The organism is Streptomyces sp. NPDC006393 (genome assembly GCF_040628575.1).
Lineage (GTDB): Bacteria > Actinomycetota > Actinomycetes > Streptomycetales > Streptomycetaceae > Streptomyces.
In genome coordinates this window covers 37,090-57,677 of sequence record NZ_JBEXZD010000034.1, presented here as the reverse complement: position 1 = coordinate 57,677, position 20,588 = coordinate 37,090, and the positions used below count along the sequence as shown (strand labels likewise).

The following is a 20,588-nucleotide window of genomic DNA, read 5'->3' as shown; positions in this document are numbered from 1 at the left end:
GCGCGTACGTGGGTGAGCTGCTGGGCGTGGCGGTGCTGGGTGCCGGGCACATGGGGGCCGATCACATACGACGGCTGGACCAGGTGGTGAGCGGAGCCAGGGTGGCCGCGGTGGCGGACCCGGACACGGCCCGGGCGAAGGAGGCGGTGGGCGGGATCGCGGATGTCTCGGTGCACGAGGAGGCGGTGGCCGCGCTCGACGCTCCGGGTGTCGAGGCCGTCCTGATCGCCTCGCCCGGGCCCGCGCACGAGGAGGCGCTGCTCGCGGCCTTCGCGCGGGGGCTGCCGGTGCTGTGCGAGAAGCCGATGGTCCCGGACTCGGACGGGGCGCTGCGGGTGGTGGAGGCGGAGGCCCGGCTCGGGCGGCGGCTGGCGCAGATCGGCTTCATGCGGCGCTACGACGCCGAGTACCGGCGGCTGAAGTCGCTGCTGGACGACGGGACCCTGGGGCGGCCGCTGATGCTGCACTGCACCCACCGCAACGTCTCCTCCCCGCCGCACTTCACCAGCGCCATGCTGATCAACAGCTCGGTGTCGCACGAGATCGACGCGGCCCGCTGGCTGCTCGGCCAGGAGCTGACCGCGGTGACCGTGCTGCGTCCGGCGCCGTCCTCGGGGGCGCCGCAGGGCCTGGCGGACCCGCAGTTCGTGCTCTTCGAGACGGAGCGGGGGGCGCTGGTGGACGTGGAGGTGTTCGTCAACTGCGGGTTCGGCTACCAGGTGCGCTGCGAGGCCGTGGGCGAGACGGGCAGCGCCCGCATCGGCGAGGAACACGGGATGGCCGTCACCTCGGGGGGCGGTGCCCGCCAGGAGGTGCCCCAGGACTACCTCGTACGCTTCGCCGACGCCTACGACCGTGAGGTCCAGGCCTGGGTGGACGCCACCCGGCGCGGACGCGTCACCGGCCCCGGCGCCTGGGACGGCTACGCCGCCTCCGCCGTCGCCGAGGCCGGGGTCCGCTCGCTCGAGGGAGGCGGGCGCGTGCGGATCACCCTCGCCCCGCGCCCGGACCTCTACGCGCGAACCGACGGCTGAACCGCACGCGCGTGACCGTGTTGCCGGTCCGCGTTGCCGGTCCATGTTGCCGGTCCATGTTGCCGGTCCGCGTTGCCGGTCCGCGGCGGCCCGGGAGCGGCCGGGCGTGGCGGCCGTCGTACTCAGACCGTGCCGAACAGGGCGTTCAGGCCTCGGTCGACGGCCCCGGACACGTCCTCCCGGCCGGCCGCGACGACGGCGTAGGTCCGCAGCAGGAAGCGGCGCAGCGCCGGGGTGTCGAGCTGGAGGAGCGCCATGCCGGACCGGGAGTGCAGCTCGAGCGCCGTACGGTTCTCGCCGCAGGGCCACAGGTGCACGTCCCCGGCCCCGGCGGGCTGTCCGAGGCCCTCCTCCAGCAGGGAGCGGGAGAAGGTCCAGGAGACCTCCTCGCCGTCGAGGGAGGCCTCGGGCGGGAAGTCCATGTGCACGGCCAGCGGGTCCCCCGAGGCGTAGCGGAGGGTGGCGGGCACGGCGAGTTCCTGCTCGTCCGCGGTGATCAGGCGGGCGCGGACGGGCTGCTCGAGGGTGATGTCCATGGATCGGTCTCTCCTGCGGGTCGGAGGTCGGCCGGTTCTGCCGTGTCGGTCTGCTCTGCCTTGTCGGTCTGCCGTGTGTTGTTAGGAGTCCGCAGGGTCCGTTTGCATTACGCCCGACCGACCCCCAATTCATGTGACCTGCGTCACTGTCGCCTCGGGGGCTGCGCCCGAGGCGCGGAGGAATGGAACGGGCACTCGTCGAACGTCCTTTTGAGCGACTGCTCGGACTCGTGACGGTCCACCAAGTCACGTAGGCCGCCTACGACTTGCCCGTCCGATCGCGTACGCGGCGGCAGCGGTCGAGTCGCTCCGGGAAGACTGTGGCATATGCCAGATGCACCACCGTAGTGTGTGTCGTCGAATCCCTTACGGGCCGTCGCCCGCTGTGCAACAGTCGTAGCGGTCCCCCACACCGCCCTGGCCGTACCGCTCGTCGTCCCCCCTTCCGGAGTGCGTCATGCCGCCCCCTCTCTCCGCGGACCGCTCGGCCGCCCAGCCGCCGGGACGCGGCGCCGTCGACGCCCTGATATCGCAGACACGCAGGCTCCGTGGCGAGGTGGACGCCGTGCGGCAGGAGACGCGGGGCGACACCGCGGACCCACGGGGCCGGTGGGAGCGCGCGCTGTGCGACCTGGCCCTGCACCAACTCCGCGATCTGGGCGAACACCTGGCCCAGCTGAGGGACGGCCCGCCCCCGGTCCCCGCCGTACCCGGCACGGCGACCGCCGCACCCGCCGAACCGGCGGGTGCGCGCCGAGGCTCCCTGCTCAGCCGGGTCGGCAGCGCGGAGTGGAACCTGCTGACGGACGAGGCCGGCTGGTCCGCCGAGTTCTACCGGATCCTCGGCCGCGACCCCGCCGGCCCCGCGCTCACCCTCGACGAACTGCCCTCCCTGGCGCTCGACGAGGACCGGCCCCGGCTCACCGCGATGATCACCGACTGCCTGGTCGACGCCCGGCTCATCGACGGGGAGTTCCGCATCGTGCGACCGGACGGCACGGTCCGTACCGTCCACATGATGGGCGAGCCCGTGGTCGACACCGACGGTGGCACCGCCTCGATGTGGGCCGTGCTGCGCGACGTCAGCGAGCTGCGCCGCAGCCAGTCGGCGGTGCGCGAGACCCGTGACGTCCTCCAGCACCACCGGGACCTGGCGCAGACCGAGCGACGGCTCGCGGCCGAACTGAAGGAGGCCGTACTGCCGTCGTGGCAGGGCACCCTCCGGCTGCCGCGCCGGGGCCGCCCTGCCCTCGACCTGGCCGCCTCCCACCTGCCCGCCTCCGTCGGCGCGCCCGTGGGAGGCGACTGGTACGACGCGCAGGAGCTGTCCGACGGCGAGCTGCTGCTCGGCGTCGGCGCCCTCGCCGGCCACGGGACCGGCGCGGCCTCCGGCATGGCGATGCTGCTGGGCGCCCTGCGCGGCCTGGCGATGGCGGGCACCGCGCCCGGCCGGCTGTTGACGGGACTGAACCGGTTACTGGACGCCACCGCCGAGCCCGCCCTGGGCAGCGCCGTGTGCTGTCGCTACCGGCCCGCGACCCGCACCCTGGTGTGGGCGCGGGCGGGCCACCCCGCCCCACTGCTGTTCCGCGACGGGACCGGGCGGGCCCTGGACGCGCCGGAGGGCGTCCCGCTCGGCGCCGCACCCGGCGCCGCCTACGGGCAAGCCGAGGAGACCCTCGCCGTGGGCGACCTGCTGGTGCTGCACACCGACGCACTGGTGCCCGGGCACAGCGGACCGGCCGCCGTGGACCGCCTGCTCGCCCTCGCCCCGCGGTTCGGCGCGGCGCGCGGCGCGCGGGACTGCGTGCGGACGCTCGTGGAGGAGTTCACCGCGAGCGGGCGCACGGACGACGCCTGTGTGCTCGTCGCCAGAGTGACGACGTAGCCGCGGTGACGACGTAACCGTGGTGACGAAGAAGCCGTGCTGACGAAGAAGCCGTGGCGACGGCGTAGCCGCAGGGAACCGAGCGGCCCCTACGCCAGGGCGCTGCCGGGGCTCCTGCCCTTCCCCTTGGGCATGGCCAGCCGGATCTCCTCCCGCAGCTCGTGGATCTTCGGATAGCCGGCGAACTGGGCGGTGAGCCGGTACATCTGGCGCAGGCGGTCCCAGGTACGGCGGGAGGAGTTCGACCCCATCGCCATCAGGGCCAGCCGGGCGTACCGCGCCGCCTGTTCGGGATCGTCGGCGATGAAGCAGGCGGAGGCCATGGAGAGATGGTCGAAGATCTTCGACCGCTCGCGCCCGTCGACGCGCAGGGCCAGGGCCTTCTCCGCGTAGTGCTGGGCGTGCACGGCCGCGCCCGGGTCGAACTCGGCCAGCGTGCGGTACGCCAGCGCGTGCATGCCGTACAGATCCTCGTCCTTGAAGGTCTGCATCCAGTCCAGAGGCTCCGGTTCGCCCTTCTCGGAGACGAACAGGTCCTCCGCCTGTCCGAGGGTTCGGCGCATCGCCTGGCCCTTGCCCATCGACGCCTGCGCCCAGGCCTCGATGGTGTGGAACATCGCCTTGGTGCGCGGCTGGAGGCGCTCGCCCGAGCCGGACTGGGCGAGTTTCATCAGGTCCAGCGCCTCGTCGGGCCGGCCCAGATGCACCATCTGGCGTGCCGCGCGCGAGAGCGCCTCGCCCGCGCGGGGGCGGTCGCCGCCCTCGCGTGCCGCGTGCGCGGCGATGACGAAGTACTTCTGCGCGGTCGGCTCCAGGCCGACGTCGTGCGACATCCAGCCCGCCAGGACGGCGAGGTTGGCGGCGACGCCCCACAGGCGCCGCTGGAGGTGGGGTGGGTGGTGGTAGGCGAGCATGCCGCCCACCTCGTTGAGCTGGCCGACCACCGCCTTGCGCTGGAGCCCGCCGCCGCGGGCCGCGTCCCAGGCGCGGAACACCTCCACCGAGCGTTCCAGTTCCTCGATCTCCTGCGACCCGACGGGAGCGGCGTCGTAACGGTCGTACCCGGCGGGGTCGGCGTGCAGGGGCTGGTCGAGTCGGGGGGCGTCGGCGTCGAGCGTGGGGTCGGTGTGGAGCCAGTCGTGCATGGCGCCGCTGAGTGCGGATCCCGCGGTGAGCGCGGCACCCGCGCCCACCAAGCCGCGTCGGTTGAGCATGAGGTCCATTCCCGTGAATTCGGTGAGGACCGCGGCGGTCTGCTCGGGCGCCCACGGCACTCCGTCGGGAAGGTCCACACTCCCGTCGCCCTGCCGTTTCCCCGTGCGCCCGTGCCGTACCAGACCGAGGTCCTCGATGGTCACGACACGGCCGAGACGCTCGGTGAACAGGGCCGCCAGCACCCGCGGTACGGGATCGCGCGGGATCTCCCCCGTGTCGATCCACCGCCGCACCCGGGAGGTGTCGGTCGCCAGCTGGGGGTGGCCCATGGCCGCCGCCTGCCGGTTGACCAGCCTCGCGAGTTCCCCTTTGGACCAGCCGGCCAGGCCGAACAGGTCCGCGAGACGGGTGTTGGGTTGTCCTGTCACGTCAAGCCCCCAGGTACTCGGCTGAGTTGACAGTAGACCCGCCGAGACTTGCCGGGCGACTATTCGCCAGGGTTCGCCAGGGTGCGCCAGATGGTGTGCCAGGGGACGACGGGTGTCAGGTAGGAACGCGCCACCCCGACCCGGTGGCCCGTCGATATGACAGGCGCATTCCCCAGGGTGCGTCAGGGCGACCGGGCCGGGCAGCGCGCGTCAAGCAGCAGGCACACGAAGGGATCTGTCTCGGTCATGTACGCAGCATCGTCCTCCGTGTCCGCCCCGCCCCGGTCGCTGCGCCCCCGTCCGGGCGCCGGCGGCCCCTACCTCGACCCCGCGCGTCCGGCGGCCCCCGTGCTCGGTGCGGGCCGACCGCGGCGCGCCGCGGGGATCGGCACACAACCGCTCAGCGGGAGAATCGACTTGTCCGGCCCCCAGGGCGCCCAGCTGCGCACGGCGCTGGCCTCGGTGCACCGGATCTGCCCGGAGTTCGCTCCGGTTCAGGTGCTGCGCCGCAGCGGCCGGTCCGTGCTCCTGGTCGGCACGACCGGGCGCAGTACGGCCGTCGCCAAGTGCTTACTGGACCACTCGCCCGCGTGGGCCGAGCGGTACCGGCACGAGATAGCCGCATACCGCTCGTTCGTCCGGCACCGGCCACCGGTCCGTGTGCCCCGGCTGATCGCGGCGGACCCGGACAACTGCACACTGGTGATCGAGCGCATGCCGGGCCGGGTGGCCGCTCTCCAGCGGCACCCGGTGGAGACCCCGCCGCGGGCGGACATCAGGACCGCCCTCGGAGCGATCTGCCGGCTGAACTCCTGGCGCCCGCCGGCGGGCACGTTCGACGCCCCGCTGGACTACGCCGCCCGCATCTCGCGCTACCACGAGCTGGGGCTGCTCACCGACCGCGACATGGGCGACCTGCAGAAGCTGCTGCACGGCATCGCGCACGCCGCCGGCCGGCAGGGCATGGGCCAGTTCTGCCACGGCGACGCGCTGCTCGCGAACATCCTGCTCTCGCCGGCCGGTCCAGTGCTGGTGGACTGGGAGCACGCGGGCTGGTACCTGCCGGGCTACGACCTGGCGACGCTGTGGTCGGTGCTCGGGGACGCGCCCGTGGCGCGGCGGCAGATCAGCCAGCTCGCCCAGGCCGCGGGCCCGGCGGCACGGGACGCCTTCCTGGTGAACCTGATGCTCGTGCTGACCCGGGAGATCCGTACGTACGAGACGGCCGTGCAGCGCTCGATGCACGACACGGCCCCGGCGGCACCGGGCCCGGCCCATCCGGGTGCCGCGCCGTCCGGCGAGGAACAGCGGCTGCTGCTGCGGCGGCTGCACGACGACTGCCAACTGGCCCGCCGGGCCGTGCGCGCGGCGGTCGGCACCCGCTGACGGGAACGAGGGTCCGTGGTGCGCCGCCGCACGGCAGCGCACCACGGACCCTCGCCGTGTGCCACGTCGCGTCCGCATTCGCTTCCCCTGTGTGTCCCTCTTTCGAAGTACCCGTGGAGAGGCCATTGGTGTACGCCACTGACGCCCCGCAGGCCCCGGTCCCGCCGTGGCGAAACTCGCCGGACCCCCGATTGACGTGGGAAATCGCGTCCTGGTGCGCATGATTGACGGATGGTCGGACAGCCGGTACCACTGATCACGCCTGAGCCCGCGGGGGCTGTCGCAGCCCCGGGATCTCAGTGGTACCAGCCCCGCACGCCCCGCCACGCCCGAGCGCCCCAGGAGGCTGCATTGCGAGGACCCGCCACCCACCCCAGACCCGCGCCGGCCCGCGGACGCGCGCCGAGAGCGGGGTCAGGCGCGCGCACGGCGGCCGGCGCGGTCGCCGCCGCCGCGCTGCTGCTGCCGCTGCTGGGCGCCGCCCCGTCCGCGGGTGCCGCCGTGGACGACACCGGCCGGCTGCAACGCGCGTTCACGTCCGCCTCCGCCGAGTACCACGTGCCGCTCAGCGTCCTGCTGGGCGTGTCCTATCTGCAGTCCCGCTGGGACGGGCACGGCGGCGCGCCGAGTGTGACCGGCGGCTACGGCCCGATGCACCTCACCGACGCGCGCACCGCGCTGGCCCGCGCCCCGCACCACAGCGAGGGCACCGAGGACGCGCGCGGCGACAGCGCCCGCCCGGCCCTGCACCCTCGGGCGACGGTGCCGGCGGACTCCGAACTGCCCGCCCGGCTGAAGACCTTGACCAAGGCGGCCGGGCTGACCGGCATCCCGGCCGAGCGGCTGCGCAGCGACGCGGCGGCGAACGTCGAGGGCGGTGCGGCGCTGCTGGCCGCCGCCCAGAGGAAGCTCGGCGAGCCGCTGAGCGAGAACCCGGCCGACTGGTACGGGGCGGTGGCCGAGTTCTCCGGGGCGGACGACAGCGCGACGGCGGCGGCGTACGCCAACGACGTGTACGACGTGATCCGCTCCGGCGAGCGGCGCACCACCGACGCCGGGCAGCAGGTCGTCCTGGCCGCCCGGCCGCGGCTCGCGCCGGACCTGACGCAGCTGGCACTGACCGGGCTGCGGAACGTCTCGGCGGCCGGTACCGAGTGCCCGGCCTCGGTGTCCTGCGAGTGGATCCCGGCGCCGTACGAGCAGTTCGGTACCGACGACTACGGCAACCACGACGTGTCCGACCGGCCGGCGTCGCAGCGCATCCGCTACATCGTCATCCATGACACGGAGGGCCGCTGGGACGGGGTCCTCAATCTGATCAAGGACCCCACCTATGTGTCGTGGAACTACACGCTGCGCTCCACGGACGGGCACATCGCCCAGCATGTGAAGGCCAAGGACGTGGCCTGGCACGCGGGGAACTGGTACGTCAACGCGGCCTCGATCGGCCTGGAGCACGAGGGGTTCCTGGCCGACCCGGACGCCTGGTACACGGAGGCGATGTACCGCTCCTCGGCGCGGCTGGTGAAGTACCTCGCCGGGAAGTACGGCATTCCGCTGGACCGGCAGCACATCCTCGGCCACGACACGGTGCCGGGTCCCACCACCGGGACCATCCCCGGCATGCACACCGACCCGGGGCCGTACTGGGACTGGCGGCACTACTTCCAGCTGCTGGGCCGCCCGTTCGAGCCCACCGCGGGCAAGAACGGCGGGCTGGTGACCATCCGGCCCGACTACGCCGCCAACCAGCCGGAGTACACGGGCTGCGAGACGGCCGGCGAGCCGTGCGCCGCACACGGCTCCAGCGAGGTGCGGCTGTACTCGCAGCCGGACACCTCCTCGCCCCTGATCAAGGACATCGGGCTGAGGCCGGGCGGCGGTGACTCGACGATCGACGTCAACGACGTGGCTTCGCGGGTGGAGACCGGTCAGCAGTACGCGGTCGCCGACCGGCAGGGCGACTGGACGGCGATCTGGTACCTGGGGCAGAAGGCCTGGTTCCAGAACCCGGCGCAGCGGCCCACCGCGGTGAACGCGGCGGGGCTGGTGGTGACGCCGAAGGCCGGGCTGGACAGTGTGCCGGTGTACGGGCGGGCGTATCCGGAGAAGGAGGCCTATCCGGCAGGCGTGCCCGCGCAGTCGGTGTCACCGCTGCCGTACAAGCTGCTCGCGGGCCAGAAGTACGTGGTCGGTGACCTGGTGCCGGGCGAGTACCTGTACGCGGTCACCTTCACCACGGACTCGCACCGGGTGGTGACCGGCAAGGACCTGTACTACGAGATCCAGTTCGGCCACCGGGTGGAGTTCGTACGGGCCGCGGACGTGCGGCTCGAGTCCTCGGTCCGCTAGGGACCGCCGCACGGGGGACACGGGGGAAGAGAAAGGGCCGGCTCCTCGCTCGACGAGGGGCCGGCCCTTCGCTCGCCGCCTGACGCGGGCGGTCAGCCCTGCTGGAACAGCTCGGCGGGCAGCGGCTTGAGGAGGGCGTACAGGTCGTCGGTGATCGGGCGGTCCCAGGCGGCGATGGTGACCAGGACGCCGTCGCTGCGGTCGAACTGCACGCAGGAGATCCGGCTCTCGGAGAGCTTCAGCCGGCGCACGATCAGGAGGTTGTCGCCCTGGAGCACCGGCATGTCCTCGGTGCCGACGACGGTGACCTCCTCGTCGTTCTCCAGGGCGAGGAGCAGCTGGGCCACCTCGAAGGGCACCTCGCCCTCGGCCACGTCGCGGGCCGGGGAGCCCTCGGGGAGATTGCCGATGATCATCGCGGTGCCGCGGCCGCCGAACAGGTCGTAGCGCAGGAACACGCCCTGGCAGGTGCCGTCGGGCGCGGGCAGCAGGCCGGCGCCGAGGTTGCCGGGCCAGTCGCCCGGGTCCATGGCCAGTACGTCGAAGTCGGGCCCGGCGGGGGTGGCGCTACGGCGACGGAGGAACGACATGCCGCCATGGTACGTGCCCAGGCCCCCTCCGCGTCCTCCGGGCAGCCTCCACCCCTGCCCGAAATCACCCGAACCCCCTCGGCGCACCGCCCGGCGCCGCCGCGGACGGCCCGCCCGCGGCGGCAGGTGTCGTCCCTGCTCCCCGTGGTTCGCGAAGGGGCTGTGCGGGGCACCGTGGGCCGTGTGTGGGTGTTCACTCCCCGGGGGGTGACGGGGGTACGACCGCGATCGGGCTCGCCGCGTGCAGCAGGACGGCGTGGGTGACGGAGCCGATCATGCGGGCCGGGGCGAGCAGGCGGCGGCGGTGGCGGCCCACCACGACGAGTTCGGCGTCGCCGGAGGCGGCGACCAGGTGGCCGGCCGCGTCGCCGGGCGCCACGTGCAGGTCGGCGGGTACGTCGGGGTGCCGGGCGCGGTGCGGGTCGAGGAAGCCCTCGGCCAGGGTCCGGACCTCGTTCTCCACCTCGCCCTGGTCGATGAGCGGCGAGATGTACTCGTTGGGAGCGAGCCAGGTCCGGGCCGGCCAGGCGTAGGCGACCACCGCCCGGACCCGGGCGCCGCGCCGCGCGGCCTCGGTGAAGGCGAACTCCGCCACCGCCTCGTCGGGGCTGTCGACGTTCAGGCCGACGACCACCCGGGGCCCCGCCGCGGGCGGTGCCTCGGCCGCCTCGTCGTGGACCGTCCGGCCGGGCCGGGGCACCACGACGACCGGGCACTCGGCGTCGCGGGCGGCGGCCAGGCCGTTGGAGCCGAGCAACAGGCTGGCGAAGCCGCCCCGGCCGCGGGAGCCGAGCACCAACAGTTGTGCGTCGGCGCCCAGTTCGGGCAGCAGCGCGCCCGGCAGCCCGTCCAGGGCCACGTACTCGACCGGCGTGCCGTCGTCGGTGTGCCCGGCCAGGTGGACGCGGGCGCGGTCGAGCACCGGGTCGTCCTCGCCGTTCGGCGGGCCGGCGACCAGGACGTCGGGGATCCAGGGGGCGTACTGCCGCACATGCACCGCCCGCAGGGGCGCCCCTCGCCGCCGGGCCGCATCCAGGGCCCAGTCCAGGGCGCGCAGGCTGTCGTCCGAGCCGTCGACGGCGGCGACGACCGGGGGGCTGCTCATGGTTTCTCACCTCCGGGTGGCGACCCTGCCCGCTGCCGGGCTCGTGCCGGGTCCGGCCCGGCGACGGTGCCGGCCCGGCAGGCCCTCACGGATCGCGTGTCCCCAAAAGCGCCGGGCACACCCCGGCACACCCCCGGATCCGCGCCCGTCAGGTGAGGTCGAACTCTCCCTCCCGAGCCCCCGACACGAACGCACCCCATTCCGCCGGGGTGAAGATCAGGGAAGGACTCTCCGGACGGCCGCTGTTGCGCATCGCGATGAATCCCTCGACAAAGGCGATCTGGACATCTCCCAGGCCACGGCTGCTGGACTGCCACTCGGCGTTGCTGAGGTCCAGTTCCGGCTTGTCCCATCCCGCGAGCGGGTGCTCCTGGACAGTGCTCTCGGCCACGTCCGTGCTCCTCCCGATTCGTCGTCCGCGGGCCAGCCTAGCGATCGCACCCGGGTGCCGACAGGCCATGTGAGGGGGACCTTTCAGGAGCCGGTCGCTCCGCTCCCGCGAGCCCCGCGGAGGGGACGGACGGCCCGCGGTGCCCTGCCCCCTGCCGGGCGCCGTGGCCGGCCCCGGACCGGCGGGCGGTCACCCCGCCGAGGCCGGTGCGGCGCCCGCGTCACGGCTGCCCGGAACGCCGGCCGGCAAGGGAATTTCCCCTCGGGTCTTGCCTGGGGCCGGGACGGCCTGGATTACTGATCCCAGCATCTCGACCGAATGATCGGTCGACCGTATTGTCGTGGTACGTGAGGGAGAGTTCCGGATGGCGCAGGCGACGGAGCTGCTGGACCCGGGGGAACGGCTGGACGTGGCGGAGCTGCGGGCGCTGCAACTGGAGCGGCTGCGGGCCTCGCTGCGGCACGCGTACGAGAACGTGCCGTTCTACCGGGAGTCCTTCGACAAGGCGGGTGTACGTCCACAGGACTGCCGTTCGCTCGCCGACCTGGCCCTCTTCCCCTTCACTTCCAAGGCGGACCTGCGCGAGAACTACCCGTACGGGATGTTCGCCGTGCCCCGCGAGCGCATCCGCCGTATCCACGCCTCCAGCGGCACCACCGGGCGTCCGACGGTGGTCGGCTACACCGACGACGATCTGTCCATGTGGGCGGACATGGTGGCCCGGTCGCTGCGCGCGGCGGGCGCCCGGCCCGGTGACACCGTGCACGTGGCGTACGGCTACGGACTGTTCACCGGCGGCCTCGGCGCCCACTACGGCGCCGAGCGGCTCGGCTGCACGGTCGTCCCGGCCTCGGGCGGCATGACCGCCCGGCAGGTGCAGCTGATCCAGGACCTCGAGCCCCGGATCATCATGGTGACCCCGTCCTACATGCTGACGCTGCTCGACGAGTTCGAGCGCCAGGGCGTCGATCCGCGCTCCACCTCGCTGCGGGTCGGGGTCTTCGGGGCCGAGCCGTGGACCGAGGAGATGCGCGGGGAGATCGAGGAGCGGTTCGGGATCGACGCGGTCGACATCTACGGGCTGTCGGAGGTGATCGGGCCGGGCGTCGCGCAGGAGTGCGTGGAGACCAAGGACGGCCTGCACATCTGGGAGGACCACTTCTACCCGGAGGTCGTCGACCCGATCACCGGCGAGGTGCTGCCGGAGGGCCAGGAGGGGGAACTGGTGTTCACCTCGCTCACCAAGCAGGCGATGCCGGTCGTGCGCTACCGGACCCGGGACCTGACGCGGCTGCTGCCGGGCACGGCACGCGTCTTCCGGCGCATGGAGAAGATCACCGGCCGCAGCGACGACATGGTGATCCTGCGCGGGGTGAACCTCTTCCCGACGCAGATCGAGGAGATCGTCCTGCGCACCCCGGGTGTCGCCCCGCACTTCCAGCTCCGCCTCACCCGCGAGGGCCGGCTGGACGCGCTCACGGTCCGCGCCGAGGCCCGCCCCGGCACCGGCCCGGCCGCCCGGGAGGCCGCCGCCCGCTCCATCACGGCCGCGGTCAAGGACGGCATCGGGGTGTCGGTCGCGGTGGAGATCGTGGAGCCGGAGTCCCTGGAGCGTTCGGTGGGCAAGATCAGGAGGATCGTGGACCTGCGCTCGTGATCCGTGTGCGCAGTTGCCGCTTGAGGATCTTGCCGCTGGCGTTGCGCGGCAGGTCGGGCACGAAGACCACCGTCTTGGGCGCCTTGAAGTGGGCGAGCCGCTCGCGGGCGTGGGCGATCAGCTCGGCCTCGGTGACCTCGCCGCGCGGCACGACGAACGCCGTGACGGCCTCGATCCACCGGTCGTCGGGGAGGCCGACCACGGCCACCTCGGCGACCCGCGGGTGCGTGTACAGGGCGTCCTCGACCTGGCGGGACGCCACCAGCACCCCACCGGAGTTGATGACGTCCTTCACCCGGTCCACGACCGTGTAGTAGCCGTGCGCGTCGCGCACCGCGAGGTCGCCCGAGTGGAACCAGCCGTCCCGGAACGCCTCGGCGGTCTCCTCGGGTTTGTCCCAGTAGCCCTCGCACAACTGCGGGGAGCGGTAGACGACTTCGCCGGGGGTGCCGTCGGGCACGTCCTTGCCGTCCTCGTCGACCACCCGGGCGTCCACGAACAGCACCGGCCGCCCGCAGGAGTCCATCCGCCCCTGGTGCTCGTCGGGGCCCAGCACCATGGCCAGCGGCCCGATCTCGCTCTGGCCGAAACAGTTGTAGAAGGCCAGCCCGGGAAGGCGGTCCCGCAGGCGCTCCAGGACCGGCACCGGCATGATCGAGGCCCCGTAGTACGCCTTGCGCAGTCCGTCCAGGTTCCGGCCGGCGAAGTCGGGGCGGCCCGCCAGGCCGATCCAGACGGTGGGCGGGGCGAACAGACTGTCCGCGCGCCCGGCCTCCACCAGGTCGAGGATCCGGTCCCCGTCGGGTGCGTCCAGGACGATGTTCGTCGCACCGACGGCGAGATACGGCAGCAGGAACACGTGCGTCTGCGCCGAGTGGTAGAGCGGCAGCGCGTGCACCGGCCGGTCGCCCGCGCTCAGGTCGAGGGCGGTGATCGCGCTCAGGTACTCGTGGACCAGCGCCCGGTGGGTCATCATCGCGCCCTTGGGCAGGGCGGTGGTGCCCGAGGTGTAGAGCAGCTGCACCAGGTCCTCGCCGCGCGGCTCGGGGCCGTCGTACGGCGGTGTTGACCGCAGCGCGGCCAGCAGCGAGTCGTCGGCGTCGCGCAGCGGCAACGACCGCGCGGACACCGGAAGCCGCCCGGCGAGGTCCGGGTCGGCGAGGACGAGCGCACTGCCGGACTGGCCGACGATGTAGGCGAGTTCGTCGCCGGTGAGGTTCTGGTTGACCGGCACGTGCACCAGGCCCGCGCGGGCACAGGCGAGGAAGGCGATCAGATAGGCGTCGGAGTTGTGGCCGTAGGCGCCGACCCGGTCGCCCGGGGCGAGCCCCTGGCCGAGCAGGACGCTCGCCGCCCGGGAGACGGCGTCGTCGAGTTCGGCGTACGTCCAGATGCGCTCGCCGTACTCGAGCGCGACCCGCTCCGGGGTGCGCCGGGCGCTGCGCCGCAGGACTCCGTCGACCGTGCTCCCGTGTCCAGGCGTCATGACAGATGATCCTCGGCCCGTCCCGGAGTGAGGTCAAGCGCCAGGACGACGGAGGTCAGGCGGCAGGACGACGCGGGTGAGCGACCGCGGCCGAAGCTCGTCCTCCTCGGTTCCGTCCCCGCCGGTCTCCGCATGCCCCGTTGACAAGGGCGTGCTCTGACAGGAAAGTTTCACCCCGCACGGCAAGTTCCGAAAGATACTTTCAGCCAGTACGACGGGAGGTCTCACGATGACCGACGGCGCGGCGGACAGAGACGGACGCGGGATGACCCGCCGTCAACTGGGCCGAGTCTCCCTGCTCCTGGGTGGTGCGCTGGGCCTGGCCGCCCTGCCCGCGGGCCCGGCCGCGGCGGCCGGTCCGCCCGCCTCGCCGGCCGGCCGGCCCACGTTGCGGTACGGCTCGCCCGAGCGGGCCGGGCTGCTCCCCGCCCCGCTGCGCCAACTCGTCACCGACGCCGAGACGTTCCTCGGCCCCTCCCCCAAACACCCCTGGTACGCGGGCGCGGTGCTGCTCGCGGGCCGCGGCGGCACCGTGGCGCTGCACGAGCCGATCGGCATGGCGGTGCGCTACGCGTCGTACGACGAGAAGACCGACACGGGCGTGGAGTTCCCGCCCGGGCAGCAGATCCCGGCGACCCGGGACACCGTCTACGACATGGCCTCCGTCTCCAAGCTGTTCACCTCGATCCTCGCGGTGCAGCAGATCGAGCGGGGCACGCTGGAGCTCGAGGGCAAGGTCGCCTCCTACCTCCCGGACTTCGGGCGCGCGGGAAAGCAGGAGGTGACGATCCGCCAGCTCCTCACGCACACCTCCGGCTTCCAGCCCGATCTGCCGCTGTACGACGCGCCGACGTACGAGCAGAAGCTGGAGATGATCTGGAACGAGCCGCCGCTCAACCCGCCCGGCACCGTGTACCTGTACTCCGACCTGAACATGATCTCCCTGCAACTGGTCCTGGAGAAGATCACGGGCCGGACGCTGGACGTGCTGCTGGCCGAGGGCATCACCGGTCCGCTCGGCCTGCGTCGCACCCGGTACAACCCGCCCGCCTCCTGGAAGCCGTTCATCGCCGCCACCGAGGACGCCCGCAAGCCCTGGTCGGCACTGGACCGGGGCCTGGTGTGGGGGGAGGTGCACGACGAGAACGCCTTCAGCCTGAACGGGGTGGCCGGACACGCGGGCGTGTTCTCCTGCGCCTGGGACCTGGCGGTGCTCGGCCGTACGCTGCTCAACGGCGGCGCCTACGGGCACGCGCGCATCCTGGAGCCGGAGTCGGTGGAGCTGATGTTCACCGACTTCAACACCGCCTTCCCCGGTGACAACCACGGCCTGGGCTTCGAGCTGTACCAGCACTGGTACATGGGCGCGATGGCCACCCCGCACACGGCCGGACACACCGGCTTCACCGGCACCTCGCTCGTCCTGGACCCGACGACCGACTCCTTCCTGGTCGTCCTCGGCAACTCCGTGCACCCGGTGCGCAGCTGGCGCTCCGGCTCGGCTCCGCGGGTCGCGGCCGGCAACAACCTGGCGCGCGCCGTGGCCGTCCGCCCGGACCGGGCCCGCAGGGCCTGGTTCTCCGGCATGGCGAGCGCGGCCACGGCGACCCTCGCCCTGCCCGCGTTGGACACCTCCGGCGGCGGTGCGCGGCTGCGTTGCTCCCTGTGGTGGGACACCGAACCGCAGTCGGACCTGCTCTTCCTGGAGTCCACGGCGGACGGGGGCGCCACCTGGCAGCCGGTCCCGTTCACGACGACGCGCCGGGGCGAGCAGCCGCAGCAGCACCCGGCGGGCACCGCCACCGGCTTCTCCGGCCGTGTCTGGCACCGGCTCACCGCCGACCTTCCGGCGGCCCGGCAGCTGACACTGCGCTGGCGGTACGCGACGGACCGGCTGTACGTGGGGCGCGGCGCCTACGTCGACGCCCAGCGGGTCGACGCGGGTGAGCGCGTCCTGTTCGACGAGGCCCGCCCGGCGGACGCGGCACGGGTGACGGCCACGGGCTGGACGGCCTCGGAGGACTGAAGCCGGACGGCTTCGGAGGACTGGGACTGTCCGGCGAACGGCTTCGCGGACGGGAGTGGGCCGTCACCCCTGGGAGACGGCCCACTCACCTGGGACGGACTGCCGAAGACGGCCTCACTCGTTGAAGACGGCCTTCTGCACCTCGTTCGGTCCGTCGAAGTGGTCCTGCTTGAGACCGCCGAGCCGGCTGACGATCTTCTCGTTCGCCTTGTTCTTCTTGGCTCGCTCGACCAGGTGCTGCTTGTCCGTCGGGTAGTCCATGCCGCTGAGGGCCTTTTGCAGGTCGATGGGGCTGAGGTCGGCCATGGGAGCCTCCCGTGGGGGGTGGTACGGCCGCCGCCGGGGCGGCCCGCTCTTGCTGACGAAAACTTCGCACTGTCGGAGTGCCCCACGGCGGCGGAGGCATTCAGCCACCCTGTCCCGGCCGCCCCTCCAGTACCGCCATGGCCGCGTTGTGCCCCGGCACCCCGCTGACCCCGCCGCCGCGCACCGCCCCCGCGCCGCACAGCAGCACGTTGGCGTGGCGCGTCTCCACACCCCAGCGACCGGTCCCCTCCTGGGCGTACGGCCAGCTCAGCGCCCGGTGGAAGATGTTGCCGCCGGGCAGGCGCAGATCGCGCTCCAGGTCCAGCGGGGTCTTCGCCTCGATGCAGGGCCGGCCGTCGGCGTCCGTGGCCAGGCAGTCGGCGAGCGGTTCGGCGAGGTGGGCGTCGAGCTGCGCGAGGGTCGACTTCAGCAGTTCGTCCCGTACGGCGTCGTTGTCGCGGGCGAAGAGCCGCGCGGGCGTGTGCAGGCCGAACAGGGTGAGCGTCTGACAACCCCGTTCGACGAGGTCGGGGCCGAGGATGGTGGGGTCGGTCAGGGAGTGGCAGTAGATCTCGGAGGGCGGCGCCGCGGGCAGCTCGCCGGCGGCGGCCTGGGCGTGCGCGGTGGCCAGCTGGCGGTAGCCCTCGGCGATGTGGAAGGTGCCGGCGAAGGCCTCGCGCGGGTCGACGGAGGTGTCGCGCAGCCTCGGCAGCCGCTCGAGCAGCATGTTCACCTTCAGCTGGGCTCCCTCGGCGGGCCGCGGCGGCTCGTCGCCGGTCAGCGCGGCCAGGGCCTGCGGGGAGGCGTTCACCAGGACGTGCCGGGCGCCGACCGTGCCCTCGCCGTCCGGGGTCCGGTAGGTGACCTCCGCGCCGCGGCCGTCGGAGTCCACCCGGATCACCTCGTGACCGGTGGCGATGCGGGCGCCCGCCGCACGGGCGGCGTCCGCGAGGGCGTCGGTCAGCGCGCCCATGCCGCCGACCGGGACGTCCCAGGCGCCGGTGCCGCCGCCGATCACGTGGTACAGGAAGCAGCGGTTCTGCGCCAGGGACGGATCGTGGGCGTCGGCGAAGGTGCCGATGAGGGCGTCGGTGAGGACCACGCCCCGTACCAGGTCGTCGGCGAAGCGGTCCTCCACGGCGGCGCCGATCGGCTCCTCGAACAGCGTCCGCCAGGCGTCCTCGTCGTCGACGCGGCGGCGCAGTTCCTCGCGGGTGGGCAGCGGCTCGGTGAGCGTGGGGAAGACCCGCCGGGCGACGCGGCCGGTCATGCCGTAGAAGGACTGCCAGGACTCGTACTCCCGGTCGGAGCCGGTGAGCCGGGCGAAGGCCGCCCGGGTGCGCTCCTCGCCGCCGCCGACGAGCAGCCCGGTGGGCCGCCCGTTCCGCTCGGCCGGTGTGTACGAGGAGACGGTGCGGGGGCGCAGCCGCACGTCCAGGCCCAGGTCGTCGAGGATCTTCCTGGGCAGCAGGCTGACCAGGTAGGAGTAGCGGGACAGCCTCGCGTCGACCCCGGCGAACGGGCGGGTGGAGACGGCCGCTCCGCCGGTGTGGTCCAGCCGTTCCAGCACCAGCACCGACCGGCCGGCCCGGGCCAGGTAGGCGGCGGCGACCAGCCCGTTGTGGCCGCCGCCGACGATGACGGCGTCGTAGGTGCCCTGTGCCTCGTGTGCGCTCATGGCTCTTGGTAACACGGGGTGATCCACTTCGGCCAGGGGTGGGCGGCGCGGTGCGCACCTGGCCCGGTGGGCCCGCTCGGTGACGCCCTGCTCCGTGGCCGCACCGGTCACCGACCGCCCGCCGCCCGCTGCTGGCGCAGCACGGCCACCCGGCGGTACAGCTCGCCGGCCTCGGCGGCGCGACCCAGCTGTTCCAGGCAGTGCGCCTCGTCGTTGCGGCTGGCGAGGGTGTCGGGGTGGCCGGCGCCCAGGACCTGCTCGCGGGCGGCGGCCACCCGGCGGTACTCGGTGAGAGCGTCGGCCCAGCGGCCGAGCCAGCCCAGGCCGACGGCGACCTCGCGGCGGCTGACGAGGGTGTCCGGGTGGCCGGTGCCGAGGACCCGCTCGCGCAGGGCGCACACGTCGCGGGACTCGGCGAGGGCCTCCTCCCAGCGGCCGAGACGTCCGAGGTTGACCCCGAGTCCGTGGCGGGCCCGCAGGGTCTCGGGGTGGTGGGGGCCGTGCACGCGGCTGCGGTCCTCGATCAGGGCGCGGTAGAGCCGGAGCGCCTCGGCGCTGCGGCCGAGGCGGCCCAGGCTGATGCCGATCTCGTAGCGGGCGGCGAGGGTGTCGGGGTGGTCGGCGCCCAGCACCCGGGCGCGGGCCTCGGCGACCTCCCGGTAGGTGTCCAGCGCCTCGGCCCACCGGCCCAGCTGACCGAGCGCGTAGGCCACCTCGTAGCGGGTGACCAGGGTGTCGGGGTGCCGCGGGCCGAGCACCCGGGCGCGGGCGGCGGCCACCTGGCAGGCCATGCGGTAGGAGTCCTCGAGGCGGCCCAGCCGGCTGAGGTTGAAGGCGAGGTTGTGCCGGCAGCGCAGGCTGTCGGGGTGGTCGGCGCCCATGGTGCGCTCGCGTGCCGCGAGCACCGCCGTGTACACCTGGTGGGCGTCGAAGTGGCGGCCCAGCTGCCCGAGGACGTACGCCATCTCCTGCCGGGCGGCGAGCGTGTCCGGATGGTCGGGGCCGAGCGCGCGGATGCGGGCCTCGGCCACGTGCTTGTACTCGCGCAGCGCGTCGGCGGCGTGGCCGGTGCGGCTGAGGGTGAAGGCGACCTCGTAGCGGCTGGCGAGGGTGTCGGGGTGGTCGGCGCCGAGGAGCCGGGCGCGTGCGGCGGCGACCTCCCGGTGCATCTCGCCCGCCTCCGTCCAGCGGCCGAGCCGCCCCAGGCCGAGGGCCTCGTGGTGACGGCCGGCGAGGGCCTCGACGGCCTCCGGCGTCGGGGTGCGCCGCCGGTCGGACCCTGCGGCGGACGCGGCGCCCGGCCCGGAGACCGACATGGCGTCCGCTCCGGAGACCGGCAAGGCGCCCGGCCGGGCGGCCGTGGCGGGGTGCTCGGCACGGCGTCCGCCCTGCACGGCGGGGTGCGCGGTCCACGCGCCGGACAGACCCGCCGCCGCGTCCGGGGGTGTGCTGTGCGGTCCCGGACCGGCCGCCTTGTGGCCGGTGGACATGTCGCGCGTCCAGGACGGCAGCCGGCCGGCCCCGCGGCCCGTCGGCTCGGGCGGGCCCGGCCGCGGGCGCGCGGTGACCACCGTGGGCACGTACGGCGGCACCGTCCGGCCGGCGAGAAGACGGCGCGTCAGCTCATCGGCGTCCTGGGGCCGTTGCTCGGGCAACTTGGCGAGCAGGTCTAGGATGATCCGCTCCAGATACTCGGGGAGGTCGGCGCGGTGGCGGCGGGGCGGCGCGGGCGGGGTGTCGCGGTGGCCGACGAGGACCGCCCAGGCGTCGTCGAGGTCGAACGGCGGGGCGCCGGTGGCGATCTCGTACAGCACACAGCCCAGTGAGTACAGGTCGCTGCGCCGGTCGACCTCGCTGCCGCCGATCTGCTCCGGCGACATGTAGTGCGGGGTGCCCATGGCGATGCCGGTGCCGGTCAGCCGGGCAGTGAAGCCGATGTCGTGGCCGAGGCGGGCGATGCCGAAGTCGCATATCTTCACGGTGCCGTCGGCGAGGCGCACGATGTTCGCCGGTTTCAGGTCCCGGTGCACGATGCCCTGCTGGTGGGTGTAGGCGAGGGCGGCGGCGACCTGTTCGGCGATCTCGAGGACGTCGGGGACGGCCAGCGGCCGGTGCTCGTTGTCCTGGAGGAGCCGGCTGAGGTCGCGCCCGTCCAGCAGCTCCATCACCAGGTAGAGCACGCCGTCGGACTCGCCGAAGTCGTGCACGACGGTCACCCCGCGGTGCTGGAGCGCGGCGGCCACTCTCGCCTCGCGCCGGAACCGCTCGCGCAGCACACGGCTGAAGGACTGGTCGTGGTGCGGGCCGAGCGGCTTGAGGCACTTGACGGCGACCTGCCGGCCCAGCGACTCGTCCCGCGCCCGCCACACCTCGCCCATGCCGCCCCGCCCGATCGGGTCGAGCAGCCGGTACCGGCCCTGGATCAGCCTGGTGTCCGCCATCTCGCGCCGCCGCCCCCGTCGCCGTGTGCCACCGTGTGCCCCGCCGCCCTCCCGGCCGGGCCCGCCTCGCGGACCGCGCGCGGGGGCCATGTCCCGGCGTCGGTCCGATCCACAAGGGAGACCCTCGCC

Annotated in this window: 15 protein-coding genes; 6 read left to right on the top strand and 9 right to left on the bottom strand. The window is 73.6% G+C overall.

Annotation, left to right across the window (positions count from 1 at the left end):
* The first annotated feature begins 8 nt into the window (after nucleotides 1-8).
* A complete protein-coding gene (locus ABZ484_RS16725) occupies nucleotides 9-1,034 on the top strand; it encodes a Gfo/Idh/MocA family oxidoreductase (protein ID WP_358866617.1) in 1,026 nt (341 codons plus the stop codon).
* Nucleotides 1,035-1,156: 122 nt separating this feature from the next.
* On the opposite strand, the gene ABZ484_RS16720 is transcribed toward ABZ484_RS16725, so the two are convergent.
* Nucleotides 1,157-1,570, bottom strand: a complete 414-nt coding sequence (locus tag ABZ484_RS16720; protein ID WP_358866616.1) for an SsgA family sporulation/cell division regulator — start codon at nucleotides 1,568-1,570, stop codon at nucleotides 1,157-1,159.
* Between the two features lie 457 nt (nucleotides 1,571-2,027).
* Between ABZ484_RS16720 and ABZ484_RS16715 the strand changes: the two genes are divergently transcribed.
* Nucleotides 2,028-3,458, top strand: coding sequence for a SpoIIE family protein phosphatase (locus ABZ484_RS16715; protein ID WP_358866615.1), 1,431 nt, complete (start codon nucleotides 2,028-2,030; stop codon nucleotides 3,456-3,458).
* Nucleotides 3,459-3,547: 89 nt separating this feature from the next.
* Here the strand turns inward: ABZ484_RS16715 and ABZ484_RS16710 are convergent, their stop codons facing one another.
* Nucleotides 3,548-5,041 (bottom strand): hypothetical protein, encoded by a 1,494-nt coding sequence (locus ABZ484_RS16710; RefSeq protein WP_358866614.1) that lies wholly within the window; start codon nucleotides 5,039-5,041, stop codon nucleotides 3,548-3,550.
* Nucleotides 5,042-5,287: 246 nt separating this feature from the next.
* On the opposite strand from ABZ484_RS16710, the gene ABZ484_RS16705 reads away from it, so the two are divergent.
* Nucleotides 5,288-6,427, top strand: coding sequence for an aminoglycoside phosphotransferase family protein (locus ABZ484_RS16705; RefSeq protein ID WP_358866613.1), 1,140 nt, complete (start codon nucleotides 5,288-5,290; stop codon nucleotides 6,425-6,427).
* A 456-nt stretch (nucleotides 6,428-6,883) separates the two neighbouring features.
* Nucleotides 6,884-8,779, top strand: coding sequence for an N-acetylmuramoyl-L-alanine amidase (locus ABZ484_RS16700; RefSeq protein WP_358866633.1), 1,896 nt, complete (start codon nucleotides 6,884-6,886; stop codon nucleotides 8,777-8,779).
* Between the two features lie 92 nt (nucleotides 8,780-8,871).
* Here the strand turns inward: ABZ484_RS16700 and ABZ484_RS16695 are convergent, their stop codons facing one another.
* The 3 genes from ABZ484_RS16695 to ABZ484_RS16685 all read right to left on the bottom strand — a co-directional run bounded on the left by ABZ484_RS16695 (nucleotide 8,872) and on the right by ABZ484_RS16685 (nucleotide 10,865).
* Nucleotides 8,872-9,369, bottom strand: coding sequence for a hypothetical protein (locus tag ABZ484_RS16695; RefSeq protein ID WP_358866612.1), 498 nt, complete (start codon nucleotides 9,367-9,369; stop codon nucleotides 8,872-8,874).
* A 193-nt stretch (nucleotides 9,370-9,562) separates the two neighbouring features.
* A complete protein-coding gene (locus tag ABZ484_RS16690) occupies nucleotides 9,563-10,474 on the bottom strand; it encodes a universal stress protein (protein WP_358866611.1) in 912 nt (303 codons plus the stop codon).
* A gap of 148 nt (nucleotides 10,475-10,622) precedes the next feature.
* The gene (locus ABZ484_RS16685) at nucleotides 10,623-10,865 is read right to left on the bottom strand and encodes a DUF397 domain-containing protein (protein ID WP_358866610.1); all 243 of its coding nucleotides are present in this window, start codon (nucleotides 10,863-10,865) and stop codon (nucleotides 10,623-10,625) included.
* 364 nt (nucleotides 10,866-11,229) lie between these two features.
* Here ABZ484_RS16685 and paaK point away from each other — a divergent pair, with 364 nt between their 5' ends.
* The gene (gene paaK / locus ABZ484_RS16680; protein ID WP_358866609.1) at nucleotides 11,230-12,522 is read left to right on the top strand and encodes a phenylacetate--CoA ligase PaaK; all 1,293 of its coding nucleotides are present in this window, start codon (nucleotides 11,230-11,232) and stop codon (nucleotides 12,520-12,522) included.
* On the opposite strand, the gene ABZ484_RS16675 is transcribed toward paaK, so the two are convergent.
* Entirely contained in the window at nucleotides 12,494-14,008 is a 1,515-nt protein-coding gene (locus tag ABZ484_RS16675) for an acyl-CoA synthetase (protein WP_358866608.1), read from the bottom strand. The two genes, paaK and ABZ484_RS16675, sit on opposite strands and share 29 nt — an antisense overlap.
* 229 nt (nucleotides 14,009-14,237) lie before the next feature.
* On the opposite strand from ABZ484_RS16675, the gene ABZ484_RS16670 reads away from it, so the two are divergent.
* A complete protein-coding gene (locus ABZ484_RS16670; protein WP_358866607.1) occupies nucleotides 14,238-16,034 on the top strand; it encodes a serine hydrolase in 1,797 nt (598 codons plus the stop codon).
* A 114-nt stretch (nucleotides 16,035-16,148) separates the two neighbouring features.
* Here ABZ484_RS16670 and ABZ484_RS16665 read toward each other — a convergent pair whose 3' ends face one another.
* The 3 genes from ABZ484_RS16665 to ABZ484_RS16655 all read right to left on the bottom strand — a co-directional run bounded on the left by ABZ484_RS16665 (nucleotide 16,149) and on the right by ABZ484_RS16655 (nucleotide 20,459).
* The gene (locus ABZ484_RS16665) at nucleotides 16,149-16,340 is read right to left on the bottom strand and encodes a DUF2795 domain-containing protein (RefSeq protein ID WP_030166129.1); all 192 of its coding nucleotides are present in this window, start codon (nucleotides 16,338-16,340) and stop codon (nucleotides 16,149-16,151) included.
* A gap of 100 nt (nucleotides 16,341-16,440) precedes the next feature.
* Nucleotides 16,441-18,018, bottom strand: coding sequence for an NAD(P)/FAD-dependent oxidoreductase (locus ABZ484_RS16660; RefSeq protein ID WP_358866606.1), 1,578 nt, complete (start codon nucleotides 18,016-18,018; stop codon nucleotides 16,441-16,443).
* Nucleotides 18,019-18,125: 107 nt separating this feature from the next.
* Entirely contained in the window at nucleotides 18,126-20,459 is a 2,334-nt protein-coding gene (locus ABZ484_RS16655) for a tetratricopeptide repeat protein (protein WP_358866605.1), read from the bottom strand.
* Between the last annotated feature and the right edge of the window lie 129 nt (nucleotides 20,460-20,588).